The sequence below is a fragment of the Stenotrophomonas sp. CFBP 13725 genome (assembly GCF_014841935.1).
Lineage (GTDB): Bacteria > Pseudomonadota > Gammaproteobacteria > Xanthomonadales > Xanthomonadaceae > Stenotrophomonas.
In genome coordinates this window covers 35,766-55,873 of sequence record NZ_JACYUV010000013.1, presented here as the reverse complement: position 1 = coordinate 55,873, position 20,108 = coordinate 35,766, and the positions used below count along the sequence as shown (strand labels likewise).

Annotated in this window: 14 protein-coding genes; 6 read left to right on the top strand and 8 right to left on the bottom strand. The window is 66.5% G+C overall.

Features of this window, described 5'->3' with window-relative positions:
• Positions 1–35: 35 nt before the first annotated feature.
• Together IFT65_RS16500 and arfB are read right to left on the bottom strand one after the other, a co-directional pair.
• Positions 36–596 (bottom strand): lysophospholipid acyltransferase family protein, encoded by a 561-nt coding sequence (locus IFT65_RS16500; RefSeq protein ID WP_192082505.1) that lies wholly within the window; start codon positions 594–596, stop codon positions 36–38.
• A gap of 45 nt (positions 597–641) precedes the next feature.
• Positions 642–1,073 (bottom strand): alternative ribosome rescue aminoacyl-tRNA hydrolase ArfB, encoded by a 432-nt coding sequence (gene arfB, locus IFT65_RS16495; protein ID WP_188325712.1) that lies wholly within the window; start codon positions 1,071–1,073, stop codon positions 642–644.
• A 135-nt stretch (positions 1,074–1,208) separates the two neighbouring features.
• Between arfB and IFT65_RS16490 the strand changes: the two genes are divergently transcribed.
• A complete protein-coding gene (locus IFT65_RS16490; RefSeq protein WP_188325711.1) occupies positions 1,209–1,730 on the top strand; it encodes a DUF2059 domain-containing protein in 522 nt (173 codons plus the stop codon).
• A gap of 287 nt (positions 1,731–2,017) precedes the next feature.
• On the opposite strand, the gene IFT65_RS16485 is transcribed toward IFT65_RS16490, so the two are convergent.
• Positions 2,018–4,870 carry a pitrilysin family protein gene (locus IFT65_RS16485; RefSeq protein ID WP_192082456.1) on the bottom strand — a complete coding sequence of 951 codons (2,853 nt, stop codon included), beginning with the start codon at positions 4,868–4,870 and terminating at the stop codon, positions 2,018–2,020.
• Between the two features lie 430 nt (positions 4,871–5,300).
• Here IFT65_RS16485 and IFT65_RS16480 point away from each other — a divergent pair, with 430 nt between their 5' ends.
• Both IFT65_RS16480 and IFT65_RS16475 read left to right on the top strand, forming a co-directional pair.
• Positions 5,301–5,774 (top strand): hypothetical protein, encoded by a 474-nt coding sequence (locus IFT65_RS16480; RefSeq protein WP_192082455.1) that lies wholly within the window; start codon positions 5,301–5,303, stop codon positions 5,772–5,774.
• A gap of 121 nt (positions 5,775–5,895) precedes the next feature.
• Positions 5,896–6,375: a tRNA (cytidine(34)-2'-O)-methyltransferase gene (locus IFT65_RS16475; protein WP_192082454.1), complete on the top strand. Its 480-nt coding sequence runs from the start codon at positions 5,896–5,898 to the stop codon at positions 6,373–6,375.
• A gap of 342 nt (positions 6,376–6,717) precedes the next feature.
• Here the strand turns inward: IFT65_RS16475 and IFT65_RS16470 are convergent, their stop codons facing one another.
• Both IFT65_RS16470 and IFT65_RS16465 read right to left on the bottom strand, forming a co-directional pair.
• On the bottom strand, positions 6,718–7,881 hold the full coding sequence (locus IFT65_RS16470; protein WP_192082452.1) for an acyl-CoA dehydrogenase family protein: 1,164 nt from the start codon (positions 7,879–7,881) through the stop codon (positions 6,718–6,720).
• 47 nt (positions 7,882–7,928) lie between these two features.
• A complete protein-coding gene (locus IFT65_RS16465) occupies positions 7,929–8,624 on the bottom strand; it encodes a polymorphic toxin type 15 domain-containing protein (protein WP_192082451.1) in 696 nt (231 codons plus the stop codon).
• Positions 8,625–8,965: 341 nt separating this feature from the next.
• On the opposite strand from IFT65_RS16465, the gene IFT65_RS16460 reads away from it, so the two are divergent.
• Both IFT65_RS16460 and IFT65_RS16455 read left to right on the top strand, forming a co-directional pair.
• Positions 8,966–10,642 (top strand): electron transfer flavoprotein-ubiquinone oxidoreductase, encoded by a 1,677-nt coding sequence (locus IFT65_RS16460; protein WP_192082450.1) that lies wholly within the window; start codon positions 8,966–8,968, stop codon positions 10,640–10,642.
• 48 nt (positions 10,643–10,690) lie between these two features.
• Positions 10,691–11,074: a c-type cytochrome gene (locus IFT65_RS16455; protein ID WP_192082449.1), complete on the top strand. Its 384-nt coding sequence runs from the start codon at positions 10,691–10,693 to the stop codon at positions 11,072–11,074.
• Between the two features lie 422 nt (positions 11,075–11,496).
• Here the strand turns inward: IFT65_RS16455 and IFT65_RS16450 are convergent, their stop codons facing one another.
• Positions 11,497–14,706 (bottom strand): transporter substrate-binding domain-containing protein, encoded by a 3,210-nt coding sequence (locus tag IFT65_RS16450; protein WP_192082448.1) that lies wholly within the window; start codon positions 14,704–14,706, stop codon positions 11,497–11,499.
• A 117-nt stretch (positions 14,707–14,823) separates the two neighbouring features.
• On the opposite strand from IFT65_RS16450, the gene IFT65_RS16445 reads away from it, so the two are divergent.
• Positions 14,824–15,462 carry a response regulator transcription factor gene (locus IFT65_RS16445; RefSeq protein WP_192082447.1) on the top strand — a complete coding sequence of 213 codons (639 nt, stop codon included), beginning with the start codon at positions 14,824–14,826 and terminating at the stop codon, positions 15,460–15,462.
• A 33-nt stretch (positions 15,463–15,495) separates the two neighbouring features.
• Here IFT65_RS16445 and IFT65_RS16440 read toward each other — a convergent pair whose 3' ends face one another.
• Positions 15,496–17,640 (bottom strand): phospholipase C, phosphocholine-specific, encoded by a 2,145-nt coding sequence (locus IFT65_RS16440; protein ID WP_342029585.1) that lies wholly within the window; start codon positions 17,638–17,640, stop codon positions 15,496–15,498.
• A complete protein-coding gene (locus IFT65_RS16435) occupies positions 17,637–20,009 on the bottom strand; it encodes a TonB-dependent receptor (protein WP_192082446.1) in 2,373 nt (790 codons plus the stop codon). Before IFT65_RS16435 ends, IFT65_RS16440 begins: the two co-directional genes overlap by 4 nt.
• Between the last annotated feature and the right edge of the window lie 99 nt (positions 20,010–20,108).

Sequence of the window (20,108 nt, the reverse complement as noted above, 5' to 3'; positions counted from 1 at the left end):
CGGACGTGGCGCGTGCGCTGCCGGGGCGTGGCCGCTCAGACGGTGCCGCGGGTCTTGCCCACCCACGGCCGGTACCACTCGCGGATGCTGGCCATGTCAGCCGCGTCATTACCGGTGGCGCGGAACAACGGCCCGAATCCGATGGTCTTGTCCGGGTAGTGGAAATACGCCGCCAGGATCGGCACGTCCGCCATCCGCGCGATCTTCAGGAAGCCGGCCTTCCAGTTCGTCACCTTCTTGCGGGTGCCTTCCGGGGTGATGGCGTACCACATCTTTTCCGAGCGACGGATCACCGCGACGGCCTGTTCCACCGTCCCCTGCGGCGAACTGCGATCGAGCGGGATAACGCCCAGCTTGCGCAGCAACGGGCCCAGCGGCCACCAGAACAGTGAGGCTTTGCCCAGCACGCGCACGTCCAGGCCCAACGCGAGCTTCACCGCCATGCCCCAATACCCGTCCCAGTTGGACGAGTGCGGGGCGATGATCATCACCACCTTGGGCACGTCGGGCAGCGTGCCGACCACTCTCCAGCCGCGCAGGCGCAGCGCACTGCGGGCGATCCAGCGGATGAAGGCATTCGGCTTTACCTGCGGCATGTTCGGCGGAACGGGTGGCAGCAGCGGTGACGGGTGGTTCAAGGCTTACTCCCAGTTGCGGGTTGTGCGGCCGCGCTTGACCTGCGCGCGGCCTTTCTTGGCGTCCAGGCGACGCAGGGTCGACCCGTAGGTAGGTTTGGTGGCTTTACGCGGCTTGGGTACGCTGAGTCCGGCGCGGATGAACTCGGCCAGCCGCTCGCGCGCATCTTCGCGGTTGCGGTCCTGGGTACGGAAACGCTGCGCATCGATGACCAGCACGCCTTCGCCGGTCACGCGTCGGTCGCGGCGCACCAGCAAGCGCGCACGCAACGGTTCCGGCAGCGACGGCGAGCCGGCCAGGTCGAACCGCAGCTCCACCGCGGTCGATACCTTGTTGACGTTTTGGCCTCCTGCGCCACTGGCACGCACGAACCGCTCGACGAGTTCATCGTCGGGGATCACGAGCTGCGCGGAGATGACGACTGGTCCATTACCCATGTGCCCATTGTAGCGGCTGGCGGTGACGGTTGGCTGTCGGCATCGCGGGCCGTTCCACCGCGATCAGGGGCTCAACACGCCGCCTTCGCCAGATAGCCGGGTATGCTGGCCAGATCATCCATCCAGGACGTCCGCATGATCCGCTTCTCCCGCCACCTGCCACGCGCCGCCCTGTTGCTGGCCCTCGCGCTTGCCTCCCTGCCCGCGCTGGCCGCGCCGCCGTCCGATGGCGACATCAACCGCCTGCTTTCGGCCTCGCGCGCGCAGGCCATGCTTGACTCCATGCTGCCGCAGATCGAAGCGATGCAGCGCCAGCAGTTCGACCAGATCACCCAGCAGCGCCAGCTGAGCCCGCAGCAGCAGGAACAGCTGCAGCGCATCCAGGTACGCACCGGGCAGACGTTGAAGCAGGCCCTGTCCTGGCAGCAGCTGCGGCCGATGTACGTGGACCTGTACAAGCAGACCTTCAGCAAGGAAGACGTGCTGGCCATGGCGGAATTCTATGAAAGCTCCGCAGGACAGAGTCTGTTGGACAAGACCCCGGCGCTGATGCAGAACGTGATGGTGGCGATCCAGACCCGCATGCAGCCGCTGTTCGTCGACCTGCAGAAAGACCTGGAAACGATCGTCAACGAGCCGGTGCCGGCAAAGAAATAACCCCGCACGGTGTTTGACCGGTAGAGCCGACTTCAGTCGGCTGCCGCGTTACAGGTAGAGCCGACTTCAGTCGGCTGGGCCTTGAAAGGCAGCCGACTGAAGTCGGCTCTACCGATCCAATCCGATCCAATCCGATCCGATCCGATCCAACCCAATCCGTTCCGTTTCGATCCAACCGGTTTCGATCCAATCCGTTTCGATCCAATCCGTTCCGATCCGTTCCGTTCCGGTCCGATCCGTTTCCCAACCGGAAGCAGGGTGAGGACCAAGGTCGTCACCCTGTCGCGTTACTTCGCGGGCTTCACCGGGTTGCCATCGGCGTCGATCACGCTGACCTCGCCCAGCTTCAGCGCGCGCACGGCCGCCTCGGTCTGCTTCAGGTCACCGACCACCACCCATGTCAGCGCGTCCGGCTTGATCGCCGAGGCGGCCTGCTGCACCTGTGCCGGGGTCAGCGATTCGATCTCCGCCTTGCGCTGGAACACGTAATCGTCCGGCCGCTGGAACTGCACCATGCTGCCGATCGTGCCCAGTACCGAGCTCGCCGTCTCATATGCACCCGGCAGGCTCAGGGTCTGGATGTTGCGGATGCGCTGCACTTCAGCGGCGGTCGCCGGCTTGCTGCCATTAGCGAACTCGACGATCTCCTTGCGCATTTCTGCCAGTGCCGGGCCGGTCTTGTCGATCTGTACCGGCGCCATCGCCATCCACGGCCGCTGGCCGACGGTGCTGCTGGCACTGCTGCGCGCGCCGTAGGACCAATGCTTTTCCTCGCGCAGGTTCATGTTCAAGCGCGAGGTGAAGTCACCGCCAAGCACGCCGTTGGCGATATCGAAGCGGATCGAACCCGGGTCCACCGACGACGGCACGACCTGACCAGCGAACAGGTTCGCCTGCACCGCGCCCGGCTGGTCGATCAGGAACACACGGGCGGTGCTGGGCAGCGCGACATCCACGGCCGCCTTGACCTTCGGCGCCGGGCCTTCCGCTTTCCAGTCACCCAACTGACGGTTGAGCAGCGGCACGATTTCCTTCAGGGTGGTGTCGCCGACCACGATCAGCGTGCCCTCTTCCGGACGCAGCCAATCGCGGTGGAAGTCCACCAGGTCGTCGCGGGTCAGGCTGGCGATGGCCGCCTCGTCACCGCTACCGGTGAACGGAATCGCATACGGGTGACCCTTGCCGTACAGCAGCGGCGGCAGCACGCGCATCGCCGATGCGGTCGGGTTGGCCTTTTCCTGCTTGATGCCGGCAATCCAGCTGCCCTTGACCCGGTCGATCTCCGACTGGTCGAAGCGCGGCTGGCGCAGCAGCGTGGCATACAAGCCCAGCGACGGTGCCAGGTTTTCCTTCAGTGCGGACAGATCCACCGTGCTGAAGTCCAACCCGGCGGATGCGCCCAGATCCGCACCCAATGCATCGGCAGCGTCGGAGAACGCCAGCGAACCCAGCTTGCCGGCTCCCTCGCTCATCAGGCCCATGGCGAAGTTCGCGGTGCCCGGCTTGCGGTCCTGGTCGGCACTGAACCCACCCGGGAACTGGTAGCTGAACTGCACGACGGGGATTTCGTGGCGCTCGGCCAGGATGACCCGCGTGCCGTTCTTCAACGTAGCGCGCTGCAGGGCCGGGAACTTCAGCTCCGGGAACGTCTTGGTCTGCGGTACGCCCGCACTGCGATCGACCTGCGCCGGCAGCGTGCTGTACTTGGCATCCGCGGCCGGCAGCTCGAACGGCTTGGGGCTCTGCGAGGCGTCTTCTTCCAGCACCACGCGATCGCCAGGCTCGACGATCAGCGTGTGGCTGCCTTTGCCCAGCCACTTGCCACCGACGGTGCGCAGCTGCGCGACCGTGGCGCCGTCGATGTTCTTCAGCGAGTCGCGGAAACAGCCGGGGTCGCCGGTGTAGACCGTGCATTCGGCCAGGGCGTCCGCCTTGCCACCGAAGCCCCCGATGCGCTCGATGCCGCGGATGAAGCTGGCGCGGAATGCGGTCTTGGCGCGGCTCAGCTCTTCAGCGCTGGGACCCTCGGCCACCAGACGGTCGATCTCTTCGTCGATGATCGCCTCGACCTTGGCCGGGTCCACGCCCTGCTTCACCGTCGCCATGACCATGAAGTTCGAGCCCAGCTGCGAGGCGTACGCGCCGGCGCTGATGTTGTCCACCAGCTTCTCTTCGTGCTCCAGGCGCTTGGCCAGACGCGATGATTTCGCACCGCCCAGCACCTGACCGAGCAGCTGCAGCTGGTCGACGTCGGCGGTACCGACTTCGGCGACGTTCCAGGCGCGGTAGATCCGTACCTGCGGCACCTTGTCGGTCATGGTCTCGCGGGTGTCGGCAGGACGCACGGCGACGTCCACCTGCGGCTGGGCCATCGTCGGGCCGGCCGGGATGCTGCCGAAGTACTTGGCCACCTTCTCTTTGGCGGTCGCCAGATCGATGTCACCGGCCAGCACCAGCACCGCATTGTTCGGGCCGTACCAGGTGCGGAACCAGTTCTTTACGTCATCCAGCGAGGCGGCGTTGAGATCGTTCATCGATCCGATGACGCTGTGGTGGTACGGGTGCCCCTTCGGATAGAGCGCGCGGTTGAGCTGCGTCCACACTTGTCCATAAGGCTGGTTCTCGCCCTGGCGCTTTTCGTTCTGCACCACGCCACGCTGTTCATCCAGTGCGGCCTGGTCGATGGCCCCCAGCAGGTGGCCCATGCGGTCCGATTCCATCCACAGCGCCATATCCAGCGCCGTGGTGGGCACGTTCTCGAAATAGTTGGTGCGGTCGGTATTGGTCGTGCCGTTCTGGCCGGTGGCACCGACCTGCTTGAAGGGCTCGAAGTACTCGCCGTCGTGGTTTTCGCTGCGCTGGAACATCAGATGTTCAAACAGGTGGGCGAAGCCTGTGCGGCCTACCGGCTCGTCCTTGCTGCCCACGTGATACCAGACGTTGACCGCGACGATCGGCGCCTTGCGGTCGGTATGCACCACCACGCGCAGGCCATTGGGCAGGGTGAACTGCTCGAACGGAATGTCGACCTTGGCCACCGCAGCCGGCTTGGCGAACAGCGGGGCGGGCGCCAGCCCACCGAGCGCTGTGGTGAGAGCGACAGCAAGCAGTGCAGTGCGCGGGCGCAGTCGGGATGTCATTCCGGATCCTTGGTCATCTGAGTGAGGGCCGATGCTAGCGCGTTGGGCGCTACCCCGGCATCGGCCAGGCGTCACGTTCCGCTGCGGCTTAGGTAGAGCCGACTTCATTCGGCTGCGGTGTGGGGTAGAGGCAACCGGTAGAGCCGACTTCAGTCGGCTGCGGTCCAAGGCAAGCGGACTGAAGTCCGCTCTACCAGCGGACAGGTGTCCGGACGGCGGACAGCACGGCCACTCGCCAAGCCATTGAACTTGAACAACTAAAACATGGCACGGCGATTGCTGTGCCTTACCTGCACCAAACCAGCGATCAAGCTCAACCTGACTGAACGCTGAACGCAAGTAGAAAACCCGCGATTGTTCTTGCAAGCCCAGTTTTGGTGTACTACCTTACTACCACACCACCGCCCACACACACTAAACAGGCCCCGCCATGAACACCAAGATCCTCGCCATCGCCATCTCCCTGATCGCCGGTACGGCTTTTGTTTCTCCGGTGCAGGCTGCTCCCTCCATCGCGACGCTGCAGGCCGTGCAGGTTCGCCCCGACACGGAGCAGCTGGCCCAGCAGGCATGGGAACGCAGCAGCACCATCCCGACGCTCGCTGCCGTGCAGGTGCGCCCCAGTGCTGACCAGCTGGGCGAACAGAATGTCGTCGTGCTGGCCGCAGCGGTCGCCGCGCCGATCACCACGCTGGCTGCCGTCGAAGTGCGCCCCAGCCTGGAGCAGAAGGTCGCCTTGGCCGCCGAGTTGCAGGCCGAGCGTTACACCGTCGCCCTGGCCACGGCGGCCAGCGCGTTTGCCAACAACGTGATCGTCAACCTGCCGGTCGTGCAGGTGCGCCCGAGCCAGAGCGAGCTGCAGGCGCTGGCGATGGAAACCGCGATGGTGCTGGTACGTCCGTGAGTTCACCCATGATGGCTGTCGCTGCGCCTCACCGGTTGTTGATCCCCTGAAAGCCGGGCTCCCTTGACCCGAGAGGACCCGGCCAGCCGCGAAGTTCCGCGCCGCGCATTACACTGCGTCGATGAGCCAGGTCCCAACGTTCCACGTCGTGCTGTTCCAGCCTGAAATACCGCCCAACACGGGCAACATCATCCGTCTTTGCGCCAACACCGGCGCGCAGCTGCACCTGGTCGAGCCCTTGGGTTTCGCACTGGATGACAAGCAGCTCAAGCGCGCCGGCCTGGACTACCACGAGTATTCGCGGCTGCAGGTCCATCCGGATCTGGACACCGCCCTCGCGCGCATCGCCCCGAAGCGCCTGTTTGCCCTGAGCACGCGTGCAAGCGTGCGTTTCGACAGCGTGCCCTTCGCCGATGGGGATGCGTTCCTGTTCGGTCCGGAGAGCCGCGGCCTGCCGCAGGACATTCTGGATGCGCTACCGGACGGCCAACGTCTGCGCCTTCCCATGCGCCCGGACAACCGCAGCCTCAACCTGTCCAACACGGTGGCGGTGGTGATGTACGAGGCGTGGCGGCAGCACGGGTTTGCCGGCGGGGTGTGAGGTCGGTCGAACGGGTGAGACCCCCTCGCGGGTGGCGCTGACAACATGCTGCGTGTCTGGGGCCGGGCGGTGGAGCGGGGCGGGGGACGGCAAAAGCCGCTCCTGCGTGCCTCGTTTCGCGCCATCCATGGCGCTCAACGCCCCCGCCCCGCCCCACCGCCCGGCCCCCTGACGGGTTCCGTGGCCGCTCGCCGCGTATGAAAAGAGAAGAAAAGCGGTAGCGCCGACCCGTGGTCGGCGAGCGCAGCGGGCCGTTGGCGGGAGCATTCCGCCGACCATGGGTCGGCGCTACCGCAGGCGTCGTTGACGCGTCGGGCGCGCGCGAAACAGCGCGGCTGATGCTCAGAACGCGTTGAACCCGGTCAGTTCGCGGCCTATCACCAGTTGGTGCACGGTTTCGGTGCCTTCGTAGGTGATCACCGACTCCAGGTTCAAGGCGTGGCGGATGGCGGCGTGCTCGGTGGTGATGCCTGCGGCGCCCAGCAGGTCGCGGCACTCGCGGGCGATGTCGATCGCCATGCGGCAATTGTTCCACTTGGCCAGGCTGACCTGCTGCGGCTGCACGACGCCCGCTTCTTTCAGGCGACCCAGCTGCAGCGCCAGCAGCTGGGCGGTGGTGATCCGCCGCGCCATCTCCGCCAGCTTGATCTGTGCACTCTGGGTAGCCGCCAACGGGCGCCCGAACAGCTCGCGCTCCTTGGCGTAGGCGATGGCTTCGCGCAGGCATGCGATGGCTGCGCCGATCGGCCCCCAGCTGATGCCGTAGCGCGCCTGGTTCAGGCAGCCCAGCGGTCCCTTCAACCCCTTTACCCCAGCCAAGCGGTTGCCGTCCGGCACCCGCACATCATCGAAGAACAGCGCACCGGTCGATGAGGCACGCAGGCTCATCTTGCGCAGGATCTCCTGCACGCTGAACCCGGGCATGCCCTTCTCCAGCACGAAGCCCTGCACGCCTTCGTCGGTCTGCGCCCACACGATCGCCAGATCCGCGATCGGCGCGTTGGTGATCCACATCTTGCTTCCCGTCAGGCGCCAGTCGTCTCCATCACGAACCGCACGGGTCTTCATGCTGGAAGGGTCCGATCCGCCGTGGGCCTCGGTCAGTCCGAAGCATCCGATCAGCTCAGCGCGCGCCATCGCCGGCAGCCAGCGCTGACGCTGCGCCTCACTGCCGTAGGCGAAGATCGGATACATGCACAGCGAACTCTGCACCGACACGAAGCTGCGCAGCCCCGAGTCGCCACGCTCCAGCTCCTGGCAGATGAGCCCATAGGCCACCGCATCCAGGCCGCCGCCGCCCAGCTCCGTCGGCAGGGTCGCACCGAGCAGGCCGAGGCCCGCGATCTCCGGCACCAGCTCGATCGGGAATCGTGCCGCATCGAAGCAGTCACCGATGATCGGCAGCACGCGCTGGTCGACGAAGCGTGCCACGGCATCCTGCACGGCGCGCTCCTGCTCACTCAGCAGGGAACGGACATCGAACAGATCACACGGATCAAGACTCATCGAGCACACCGGCAACGTCATGGAAGCAGGCTGCATTCTGCTCGTTATCACGTGTCGCGCACCAGCATGCCATTCATGTGCGTCTCGGCCCGGACGGCTTCCGGCACGGACGATGCCGCCGCGTCCAGTTGCTGTACACGGGAGGGCAACCCACCCCGCATCAGATTCCACTGCCGACCTATGGTCGAGTTCACCTGGCCATCGCCAAAGTCGGCGATGACATCATGGCCACCGGCGATACGATCGGGATTGTGCAGGGCATGCAGCGAGCGCATCTGCTTGTCTGCGTGGGACAGCGCCTGCGCGGTCGCGTCAGCTTCCCCGCACCCCGCATGCGTCAGTGCTTCGCTACGGGCCTGCACCAGTTTGCTGCGCCAGGAAGCGCGTGCGCGGCGGGCCACCTGCGGATCACGACCTGCCGGGCTGAAGCCGGCACGCGCCTGCAGATATTCCGCCACCGTCAATGCGTTCAGGCCTGCCTGCTGGCCAGCCAACTGCCGATCCAGCTCGACAAACTTCTCCGAGGGCAAGCGTTGCGTGGAGAAACGCAGACACGTGCAGGGCATCTGCAATGCGGTTCCACACCGCAGTCGGTCATGCAGGCGCAGCAGCAGACACGCCAGCACGGCATACACCGATACCCGACGACAGTCCGCCGGCGTATCTGCTGCTGCGAGGAGGGGCGAGGCGATGTGCAGCGCATACGACGGCGATACATCGCGGACAAAGAGCTCCTGAGCCATCGCACGTCCCCCTAATCCCACTGGACATGACCAGCCTAGGAAGGAACGCTGTCGCGAGGGGCGATGCTGTGCTCAAAACGTCTGGGCTTCTGTACAAACGATCAGGTATGACAAATCGAGCCATGCGGCCTATCCCGAGGTCCTGCGCGGCGTGGCCCTGTCACCCCCGTACGATCTATTGCGCTGCAGCATTCCCACCTTGGCGCGCCCGGCTGGCCGACAGCCGCGACTACCGTTAACCTGATGGATTCAAACACCCGTTTCGCCGTGGCAGCACGCGCGTTTTCCAGGCAACCGTCGCCCCGTGTTGGAGGGCGGCCTACCCAAGAGTCAGGTTATCCATGAGCGCTGAAGCCATCGAACTGCCCGCCCGCGAAGTAATGGAATTCGACGTCGTGATCGTCGGCGCCGGACCGGCGGGATTGGCCACCGCCATCCGCCTGCGCCAGCGTGCCATCGAAGCCGGCAGCGAATTGTCCGTCTGCGTCCTGGAGAAAGGGTCCGAGCCCGGCGCGCACCTGCTCTCCGGCGCGGTGATGGATCCGCGCGCGTTGTCCGAGCTGTTCCCCGACTGGGCCGAGCGCGGCGCGCCGTTGAAGCAGAAAGTCACCCGCGACGAGTTCCTGTTCCTCAGCGAAACCGGTGCCCGCACCACACCCAAGCCGTTGCTGCCGGAATGTTTCCACAACGAAGGCAATTACATCGTCAGCCTGGGCGAAGTGGGCCGCTGGCTGGCGCAGCAGGCCGAAGCGCTGGAAGTGGCCATTTTCCCCGGCTTTGCCGCGGCCGAGGTCCTGTACGGCGATGCCGGTGAAGTGATCGGCGTGGCAACCGGTGACATGGGCATCGAGAAGGATGGCAGCCGGGGTCCGAACTTCGAACGCGGCATGGCCCTGCATGCCAAGTACACGGTCTTTGCCGAGGGGTCGCGCGGCCATCTGGGCCGCCAGCTGATCGCCCGCTACCAGCTGGACCAGGGCAAGGACCCGCAGGCCTACGGCCTGGGCATCAAGGAGCTGTGGCAGATCGATCCGGCCAAGCACGAGCCCGGGCTGGTGGTGCATGCCGCCGGCTGGCCACTGGATGGCAACACCTACGGTGGCGCCTTCCTGTATCACGCCGAGGGCGGCAAGGTCTCCATCGGCTACGTGGTCGGCCTGGATTACAAGAACCCCTGGCTGAGCCCCTTCGAAGAGTTCCAGCGCTTCAAGACCCACCCGGCCATCCGCAAGCACCTGGAAGGTGGCAAGCGCATCGGCTACGGCGCCCGCGCGATCACCGCCGGGGGCCTGCTGTCGCTGCCGAAGACCGTGTTCCCCGGCGGTGTGCTGGTCGGTTGCGAGGCCGGGTACCTCAATGCCAGCCGCATCAAGGGCAGCCACGCCGCGCTGAAGACCGGCATGCTGGCCGCGGATGTCGCCTTCGACGCGCTCACCGCGGGTCGCCAGCACGATGAACTGACTGCCTATCCGCAAGCCTTCGAATCGAGCTGGCTGCACGCCGAACTGCAGCAGTCGAAGAACTTCAAACAGTGGTTCAAGAAGGGCCAGACCGTGGCCACCTTGATGACCGGCATCGAACAATGGCTGCTGCCCAAGCTGGGCATCCGCAACGCGCCATGGACGCTGCGCCACAGCACGCCGGACCACGCCTGCCTGGAACCTGCCGCCCAGCACACCCGGATCGATTACCCGAAGCCCGATGGCGTGCTCACCTTCGACCGTCTCAGCTCGGTGTTCCTCAGCAGTACCAACCACGAGGAAGACCAGCCGAGCCATCTGACGCTGAAGGATCCGAGCATTCCGGTGCAGGTGAACCTGGCCGAATACGCAGGGCCGGAAGCACGTTACTGCCCGGCCGGCGTCTATGAGTTCGTCGGCGCGCAGGGCCAGGAGCGGCTGCAGATCAACGCGCAGAACTGCGTGCACTGCAAGACCTGCGACATCAAGGACCCCACCCAGAACATCGTATGGGTGACACCGCAGGGCGGCGGTGGCCCCAACTATTCCGGCATGTGATGCAGACCGGGTCTGGGTCCCCGCGGGGGGACCGACCCGGATTCCGCCATGCGCACCGTCTTCCTCGTCCCCTTGCTGCTGTCCCTTGCCGCGTGCGGCGCGCCGGTTCCGCAGGATCCTGCACAGGCCGCGGCGCTGGAGCGCGAACGCGCCTTTGCGCTGTGTGCGGGCTGCCATACGGTGCAGGCGGGCGGCATCCATCGCTACGGACCGAACCTGCACGGCGTACTCGGCCGACGCGCCGGCAGCCTGCCGGACTACGCGTATTCCGATGGCATGCGGGCGGCTGACATTGTGTGGAGCGCCGAAACCCTCGACGCATTCCTGCGCTCGCCCAGCACGCGCGTACCCGGTACGCGCATGTACAACGCGTTTCCCGATCCCGAACGCCGCCGGCTGGTGATCGAGTACCTGCAGCACAACGCGCAGTGACCCCGCCGCGTGCTACGTCAACCGGTTGAGCCGACGTGCGTCGGATGCTGGTCCGGAGTCGCCCTCGGTAGAGCCGACTTCAGTCGGCTGCTGGTCCACGGTGCCGACTGAAGTCGGCACTACCCGATCGGCTGCGGATCCACGGTGCCGCTTGGTAGAGCCGACTTCAGTCGGCTGCTGGTCTACGGTGCCGACTGAAGTCGGCACTACCCGGTCCGCTGCGGATCCACGGTGCCGCTTGGTAGAGCGGACTTCAGTCGGCTGCTGGTCTACGGTGCCGACTGAAGTCGGCACTACCCGGTCCGCTGCGGATCCATGGTGCCGCTTGGTAGAGCCGACTTCAGTCGGCTGACGGTCTACGGTGCCGACTGAAGTCGGCACTACCTGGTCGGCACTACCTGGTCGGCACTACCTGGTCGGCACTACCCGGTCGGCTCTACCGGGGGCGGGTCGGTAGGGTGCAGCCAGCGCAGCAGGCACTCGCGCAGGTGGGCCAGTGACAGCGGCTTGGTCAGCACTTCATCCATGCCCGCTTCGCGACAGCGGCGCAGGTCCTGCTCCAGCAGGCTGGCGGTCAGCGCCACCACCGGCAGGCGCGCCCCGCCCTGGCGCTGCTCGCGCTCGCGCAGCAGGCGGGTGAACGCGTAGCCATCCATCACCGGCATGCGGCAGTCCGTGATGACCAGGTCGAATGCTTCACCCTGTGCGGAAGCAGCCAGCATCTGCAGGGCCGCCCGTCCGTCACTGGCAACGGCATGGGCCACGCCCAGCTGCTCCAGCCGCCACGCCATCATGGCCTGCGCGGTAGGGTGATCTTCAACTACCAGCACGCGGGCCTGTTGCAGGTTGGCAGGCAACGGCGGCACGCTGCCCGGGCCCGGCAGCGCGGCGGCGATGTCGTCGTCACTGGCCACCGGCAGCTGCAGCATCACATCCACCTCGGTACCGCTGCCCAGGGTGCTGTGCACCAGCAGGCGGCCGCCCATCAGCTGCACCAGGCGCTGGCACAGCGTCAGTCCCAGCCCCGTCCCGCCCACGTCACGCGTGACCGGCACGTCCCCCGCAGCGAACGGCTGGAACACACCCTGCACCTGACCCTGGTCCATCCCCACACCGGTATCGATCACCTGCAGGCGCAGGTCCTGCAGGCTGGGCGAACTGCCTTCCAGCACCTCCACCCGCAGCAGCACCGTGCCGGTGTCGGTGAACCGGATCGCATTGGCAAGCAGGTTGCCCAGCACCTGACGCAGCCGCAGGCCGTCCACCTCATGGGCGGTGGCCAGGCGCGAGTCGATGTCCAGCCGAAGTGCCAGCCCTTTGCGGGTCGCCGCTTCATCGAACTGCCGCTGCAGCGATTCCAGCAGAGGCTGCAACGGCAACGGCAAGGGATCCAGGCGCAGCGCGCCGGCATCGATCTTGGCGTAATCCAGGATGTCATCGAGCATGCGCCGAAGCGACTGCGCGGCCTGCTCGGCCTCGGCCAGGTGGATGCGCTGCTGCGGCTGCAGCGGCGAATGAGCCAGGATCTCCAGCATGCCCAGCACGCCGCTCATCGGCGTGCGGATCTCATGGCTCATCGTCGCCAGGAAACGCGCCTTGGCATCGGCCGCCTGCTCGGCGGCGGCGTTGGCCTGGGCCAGTGCGTCGGCCTGGCGGTGGGCATCGGTGATATCCACCCAGTATCCGCTCCACGTCACCGTACCGGCATCGGTGGCATACGGCTGCGCCTGGCTGCGCACCCACCGCGAGGGCTCGGCGGTGGTGCGGAACTCCAGCGACAACGGCAGGAAATCGCGCGCCGCGTGGGCGATCGCTGCCTCCACCTGCGGCCGGTCGCGTGCGTCGATGCAGTCCAGCAGCGCCGCGGCCGACGCCATCGCCACCTCCTGCTGGATGCCGAACAAGGCCTGCATGTCGCCGGCCACGTACGGAAATCCCAACGTACCATCGGCGGTGCGGCGCATCTGGTAGACGATGGCCGGCAGGTTGCGGGTGACATCGGCCAAGCGCTGTTCCAATGCACGTCGGCCGGCGACTTCGCGCCGCAGCCGCCAGTAGCCGAGCGCATGCACCAGTAACGCCGTCAGCAGCACCAGTACGATCGGTACCGCCCAACGGGCCGCAGTGCGCCAGTCGGTCCCACTGCGGTATTCCACGGCCAGCCAATCGTTGCGCAGCGCCTCGCGTTCACGCGGGCCCATCTGTTGCAACAGGCGATCGAAGCGCGTCGCCAAGGGGGCGTACTCGCGTTTCACCGCCAGCGAAAGGTGATCGTCGAAACCTGCGGGCGCGGCCACCTGGAGCTGGCCGGGGAAACGCTCACGCAGCAGGCGATCGACGATGGCCAGGTTGCCGATGTACGCCTGCGCCTCACCATCCAGCAGCCGCTGCAGTGCCTGCTCGGCGCTGCGCGCGGCCAGGATGCGGGCCTGCGGTGCCTGCTGCAGTACCTGCGCACGCAGGCGTTCGGGATCGGACAGCAGCACGCGCTTGCCGGCGAGATCGCTCATCTGCAGCACGGTGTCGCTGCCGGGTCCGGTGACGATCACGTTCGGCACGCTGATGAAGGGCTGGCTGAACACCCAGTCGGTGCCGAGGTAATGCGAATCGGTGGGCACCCCCATCACCGCGTCGAGGCGGCCGCGGCGCATCTTCTCGCGCAGGTCGAACCAGTCATGGCTGCCCTCCACGTCCAGCGTGGCACCGGCCTGGCGCAGCCGCTGCAGGTACTCGCTGGCCAGCCCGCTGGGCGCGCCGCTGCCATCGGCGTACGACAACGGCGCGGCATTCGGCGCAAAGCCCAGCCGCAGCGGCGTGGACAGCGCGCGCCGCTCGGCCTGGTTGAGTGCCTGCCGTGCCGGATCGGACCATACCGGTACGCGCAGCCAGCGGGCCGCGCGCTCGGCGCGCAGGGAAACGGGCTGGCGGGCCATCGCCTCGTCCAGCGCTTCCACCAGCGGGGCTTTCGACAGCGGCACGCCGAAGTGCAGCGACTCCACCGGCAGATCACTGGGCCGCAGCAGGGCGACGTTGTCCAACCCATGAGCCTGGATGAGATGACCGGCGACGTAGGCGTTGCCGATGAACACATCGGCCTGGTCCTGCGCTACTTTCCGCAGCGCATCCAGGGTGGTCGGCACCGCCATCAGGCGCGCGCGGGGGAACCGTGAGCGGATCTTTTCCTGGGTCAGGAAGCCCTGCTCGCTGACCACGCGCAGACCGGACAAATCCGGGTCGTCGGATGCACGCAGATCACCGGGACGTCCCACCACGGCCAACGGTGCGTCCGCATAGGCGCCGGTGTAGGCCAGACAGCGCGCCGGGTCACTGCTCGGTGCGACGTTCATCACAATGTCGATCTCACCGCGGCAGGCCGCCTCCAGGACCTGCGCCCAACTGGGATAATGGCGGTAATGCAACGTCACCCCCAGCCCCGCAGCCAAGGAGGCCAGCACATCCGGTGCAAGGCCACGTACCTGCGCGCCCTCCACATACTCCAGCGGAGGCCAACCGCTGTCGTAGACCCCCACCGAAAGCTGGGGATGCGCTGCGATCCATGCCTGGGTATCGCTATCCGGCGAACGCGGGACGGACCACGCCGACGCCGTCAGCAGTGACAGGACGATGCCCATTCCCCACCGCCTGCCGTGAGCCAGGATCGTCCGCACCAGGTTCGTTCTCCATGAAATAGGGATATCGTCGATGCCTGCTTTCCACCCAACCCATGACACCCGGGGCCATACTAGAGCATGACGCTTCGCATCATCATCGCTGACGACCATCCGGTAGTACGGATCGGCGCCCGCTCGGTCATCCATGACAGCGGCGTCGGTGACGTCATCGCCGAAGCGGCCACCGCCCAGGATCTGCTGACCCATCTGTCGAACCTGTCCTGCGACGTACTGGTCACCGACTACTCGATGCCCGACAGCAGCGTGCCCGATGGCTTCGCCATGATCAGCATGATCCGCAGGCGTTATCCGCAGCTGCCGGTGCTGATGCTGAGTGTATCCAGCAACCTGGCGATCCTGCGCATGGTGCGCGACGCCGGCGTGCTGGGACTGGTCGATAAAGGGTCGTCGATGGACGAACTGCCGGTCGCCATCCGCACGGTTCACCGCGGCCTGCCTTACATCAGTCACTCGTTGAAGGAACGCGTGGAGATGACCGGCAGCAATGCCATGGTGGAAGGCGAGAGTCGCCCTTTGTCGCCGCGCGAGGTGGAAGTGCTGCGCCTGCTGGGCAAAGGCATGACCGTGAAAGAGATCGCCAACATGCTCCATCGCAGTGCCAGCACGATCAGCCGGCAGAAGGGCGATGCGATGTTGAAGCTGGGCTTGAACAGCGACGCCGAACTGTTCGACTACCTGCGCAACGGCCAGCTGTAAGACGCTGACCGCCGCAGGCGATGCCTGCCGGTTTCAACCTGCAGCGAAGCGCATCGGCTCGCTGCCGAATGCGGGATCACTGCTGGCGTGGCGCCCGTTCTCCGCACGCCCGGCCAACCGCTGGCGTGCCCCCTGCTGCTGCAGATGCAGGTCATACCAGCCACCGGTCGTAGTCGCCGCCCAGCGGATCTCTGTCTCTTCACCCACGGCCAGACGCAGCGTGCGCGTGGGCATGAGGTCCGCATACGCACCCCCACGCACATCCAGTGAAATCGTCTGCGGACCCGGGTTGCGCAGCTGCAGAACCATGTCATCTGCGACACGCTCGATGCGGGCTTCCACGGGCATGGCGGCCGCTGCATCACCCTGGTAGTGCCGATGGAAGCCATTCGGACCCAGCGCCCACAGGTCATAGCCCTGCACCGCGTGCAGCGGCCAGCTGCCCTGCAGGTCGCGGCCAGGGGCCACGGTATAACGGCGCGGGATCGCCTCCAGCTGCAGACGGTCGTAGACATGGATCACCGCCGCCGCGCCTTCGCTGGCCAGCGTCAGCCGCACCTCGGCTGCCACCGCATCGGTCTGGATGGCGATCGCCGGGCGATAGGGCACTGCACGCGAAGGTCTCACGCCGCGCTCCTGCCGCGCCGGCTGCAGGGCCTCGGGCAGCGACGGCAGCGTGCGACCCGGCAAGGCAGCCGCCCGCGAGGCTACCGCGGCGGTATCGGGGAGCGCGTGTACGAACGGACGCGTATCGGATTGGGTGAAATCGAATGCCTGGGTCAGGTCGCCGCATACCGCGCGCCGCCACGGCGAAAGCTCCGGCGCTGCCACGCCGAAGCGGCGCTCGATCAGGCGGATCACCGAGGTGTGGTCGTACACCTGTGAATCCACCCAGCCGCCACGGCTCCACGGCGAGATCACGTACAACGGCACACGCGGACCCAAGCCGTAAGGCCGGCCACGCAGTGCCGGTTCGTCATGCGTTTCATTGCCTGGCGAGGCATGGCGGTGATACTCACCCTCGGTGCTGATCACCGATGCACCGGCCCATCCCCCCTGCTGCGTGGCGTCCGCCGATGGCGGAGCCGGCGGTGGCACATGGTCGAAGAAGCCATCGTTCTCATCGAACATCACCAGCAGCGCGGTGCGGCTCCAGACGGCCGGATCGGCGGTCAATGCGTCCAGCACCTGCGCCGTATAGGCCGCGCCCTGAGCGGGACTGGACGGCCCCGGATGCTCGCTGCCGGCGGCATCGGCAATCAGGAAGCTGACCTGCGGCAGCCGGTTGTCCAGCACGTCCTGCCGCAACTGCGCCAGCCCGCGCGTGCTGACCCCGCGTTCGCGCAGCTGCGGATCGTGGCCCGGTGCGTCCCGCCATGCCGCGCGGAACGCCTGGAAGCCGGCGAGCGGGTTGTCGGTGAAGTTGTCCGCCATGTCCTGGTAGATCCGCCAGTCCACGCCCGCCCGCTGCAGGCGTTCGACGTAGGTGGTCCAGGTGTACGACGCCGGGTGGCCGCCCAGCTCGGGGAAGTTGTCGTGCGAGTTGGCCACCGCCGGGCCACCGCCCTGCGCCTGCGGATCGTTGTGGCCGGTCCACAGGAACAGCCGGTTGGGATTGGTGCCCGCCTGCATGGCGCAGTGGTACGCATCGCAGACGGTAAAGGCCTCTGCCAGGGCGAACTGGAACGGCAGGTCGCTGCGGCGGTAATAGCCCATCGCATGGTCCTGCTTCGCCGCGGGCCAATGCGCCATGCGGCCGTGGTCCCATGCCTTCTGTGCATCGGGCCAGGTATGCGGCGTGCCTTCCACGCGCATGTAACCGAAGTGCGCGGCGGTATCCAGCGGGAACGGGGCGATGCCGTGCGTACCGGCCGCATTGGGCTGCAGCCACAGCGTGCGATGCGGCTCGCCGGGCTGCAGGCCGGGGGCCGGCACCACGAAGCGATCACCGAAGCCGCGAACGCCCGGCAGCGTGCCGAAGTAATGATCGAACGATCGGTTTTCCTGCATCAGCACCACGATGTGCTGCAGGTCCTGCAGGCTGCGCGTGCGGGCGTCCGGTGCGATGGCCGCCGCACGCGCGATGCTCGGCATCAACGCGGCGATGCCCGCTGCCACGCCACCCTGCAACAGGCGGCGGCGGCCGATGTCGGAAGGCGGCGTCGGCGCGTGGCTCACAGATCGACCCGCACCGAGAACCCCACCGTGCGCGGCGCACCGATGAACGCGCTGTCGCTGCCGTCCACACCCGCCAGGTAGCGACGGTCGGTGAGGTTGCTGACGACGAAGCTGGCGCCCACGCCCTTCAAGCGCGGCGACAGGTTCTGCAGGTCGAAGCCGATGTTGGCGTTGAACACGGTGGCGGAGGGCAGCTTGTTGGCATTGGAGGCATCCAGGTAACGCGCACCCAGGTAACGGCCGGAAATGCCGGCATTCCAGCTGTCGCCCTGCCAATCCGCCGACACCACCAGGGTGTGGCGCGGTTGGCCGATCACCTGCGCGCCATCCACGATATCCAGCTCGGCGTCACGGGCCGCGTTGCCGCTGCCCAGGTATTCCGAACGGTTATAGGTGTACGCACCATTGACCCGCCAGCCGTTGTCCCAGCCATAGCCCAACGCGGCTTCGACGCCGGTGCTTTCCACGCCGCCGAAGTTCTCGTAGACGCCATCGGTTTCGTCCAGGTAATCGATGCCATCGGCCAACCGCGCCGGCAGATAGACGATGCGGTTGTCGAATTTGATGTTGTACAAGGTGATCGAGCCAGTCAACGGCCAGCGGCTGATGCGCAGGCCCAGTTCGATGTTGTCCGCGGTCTCCGGCTCGACGCGGGCGAAGCGCTGCGCATCGGTCTCGCCCAGCACCCCGGATGGAATGGCGGCGAAGTTCTGCGAGTAGCCACAGAAGAGCTCCAGCCCTTCCACCGGGAGCGTCCACGTTGCGCCCGCCGACAGCAGCGGGTCAGACTTCGAATCCGACCGCACGTTCTCGGCCGCACCGATACGGCGTTCCCGCTTCTGGTCGACGAAGAACTGCTTGACGCCCACGCGCGCACTGAAGGGACCAAAGCGTGCTACGTCTTCCACGTAGTACATCTGCTCGTCCACGGTGTAGCGGTCTTCGAACTGCACCCAGTACGGCACGTGGTCGAAGCTGATGTCAGTGCCCACGTTGAGCAGACGATGCCAGTCACGGCGCACGCTGCGGTCCACGTTTTCCACCCACAGGCCGGCGCGCACGGTGTTGTCGATGTCGCCGAAATCCTGCTTCCATTCCACGTCGGCGGTCAGGCCGGCGCGGTCGTTGTCGTAGTGCGAGTGGCGATACGACTGCACGCCCTGCACGCCCGCGTCGTAACAGGCCGGATCATAGTCGGCAGTGAAGCCCGCGCGCGGCGTGCAACCCGGCCGCACCTGCGCCGCGCTGCCATCGGGATTGACGAAGTAGAACTGGCCCAAGGCCGAGCCGCCGTAAACCGTATCGCCACCGCGGTATTCCGATTCCGGATTGCCCACGCCATCTGCTCGCGCCTGCACCAGATACGGCGGCAGCCAGTCACCGCGCCCCTCCATCCGGTGCGCATAGCCAGCCACCGATGCCTTGAATCCGCTGCCGCCGTCGAATGCCGCACGCAGGTAACCGAACGTGTTCTCGCGCAGCGCGCGCGAGCCGGAACGGAAGTTCTGGTCGAGGTTCGGGATGCCGGTCAGGGTGCCGACCAGGCCGTCACGTTCGGGGTTGGTGGCGAAGCTGGCGGGCGACACGCTGGTGTACTCCGGTTCGTTGGCATCGTTGTACGACGCGTACCCGGTCAACGTCCAGCGGTCCAGCTCGGTGATGAACTTGGCCGCCACGTGGTCGTTGCTGGTCCGGCCACTGCCGTCGATCCAATCGCGCACTTCAGCCGACGAGGCGCTTATCCAGGCGCGGGTGTGCCCGGCCAGCAGGCCGGTGTCGTAGCGGGCGTAATACTTGCGTGCATCGTTATCGCCGCCACCGACGACGAAGCGCACGCGCTGCTCGTGCAGCGGATCACTGGTCAGGAAGTTCAGCGTGCCACCGAGGGCTTCGTTGGAACGCGACGAAATATCCGCCGTGCCTTGGCTGACCTCCACGGTTTCAAGATCCAGCGTGTCGATGTAGCGGTTGGCCAGCGAGCCGCCGCCGTAGCCGGATCCCCCGTTGGGCAGGCCATCGATGGTGGTGCCGATCTGCTGCGTATCGCGGTTGGTGACAAAGCCGCGCATGCTGATCTGCGTACCCCAGACCGATGAACCGGTGGCGTCTGCTTCACTGACGACCACGCCGGGCAACTCGTTGAGCGCGTTGTTGACGCTGCTCAGGATGGTCTGCCGGTTGAGGGTTTCTTTGCTGACTGCGGTCTTGGCGTAGCTGGTGGCCTGGCCGATCACCTGCACCTGGTCGAGGGTACGGGCATCGTCGGCCGGTGCGGGGGCGGCATCGTTGGCGTACGCATGCAGCGCGGGCAGCAGCATGCCGGTGAGCGGAGAAGCACGGGGATAGCGGCTACGTCCGTAAGCGGGCATCGGGTCAGGTCATGGGGTGGGGTCCAGCGGAGTATTGGCGGGGGCGGTGACGTGGCTGTTACATCGTTGACCGTGCAGCCCGCGGGATCGGAGCCGTCT

Coding starts and splice junctions, on each gene's coding strand:
- IFT65_RS16500 (WP_192082505.1), bottom strand. CDS start 596: ATGCCGCAGGTAAAGCCGAATGCCTTCATCCGCTGGATCGCCCGCAGT.
- arfB (WP_188325712.1), bottom strand. CDS start 1,073: ATGGGTAATGGACCAGTCGTCATCTCCGCGCAGCTCGTGATCCCCGAC.
- IFT65_RS16490 (WP_188325711.1), top strand. CDS start 1,209: ATGATCCGCTTCTCCCGCCACCTGCCACGCGCCGCCCTGTTGCTGGCC.
- IFT65_RS16485 (WP_192082456.1), bottom strand. CDS start 4,870: ATGACATCCCGACTGCGCCCGCGCACTGCACTGCTTGCTGTCGCTCTC.
- IFT65_RS16480 (WP_192082455.1), top strand. CDS start 5,301: ATGAACACCAAGATCCTCGCCATCGCCATCTCCCTGATCGCCGGTACG.
- IFT65_RS16475 (WP_192082454.1), top strand. CDS start 5,896: ATGAGCCAGGTCCCAACGTTCCACGTCGTGCTGTTCCAGCCTGAAATA.
- IFT65_RS16470 (WP_192082452.1), bottom strand. CDS start 7,881: ATGAGTCTTGATCCGTGTGATCTGTTCGATGTCCGTTCCCTGCTGAGT.
- IFT65_RS16465 (WP_192082451.1), bottom strand. CDS start 8,624: ATGGCTCAGGAGCTCTTTGTCCGCGATGTATCGCCGTCGTATGCGCTG.
- IFT65_RS16460 (WP_192082450.1), top strand. CDS start 8,966: ATGAGCGCTGAAGCCATCGAACTGCCCGCCCGCGAAGTAATGGAATTC.
- IFT65_RS16455 (WP_192082449.1), top strand. CDS start 10,691: ATGCGCACCGTCTTCCTCGTCCCCTTGCTGCTGTCCCTTGCCGCGTGC.
- IFT65_RS16450 (WP_192082448.1), bottom strand. CDS start 14,706: ATGGGCATCGTCCTGTCACTGCTGACGGCGTCGGCGTGGTCCGTCCCG.
- IFT65_RS16445 (WP_192082447.1), top strand. CDS start 14,824: ATGACGCTTCGCATCATCATCGCTGACGACCATCCGGTAGTACGGATC.
- IFT65_RS16435 (WP_192082446.1), bottom strand. CDS start 20,009: ATGCCCGCTTACGGACGTAGCCGCTATCCCCGTGCTTCTCCGCTCACC.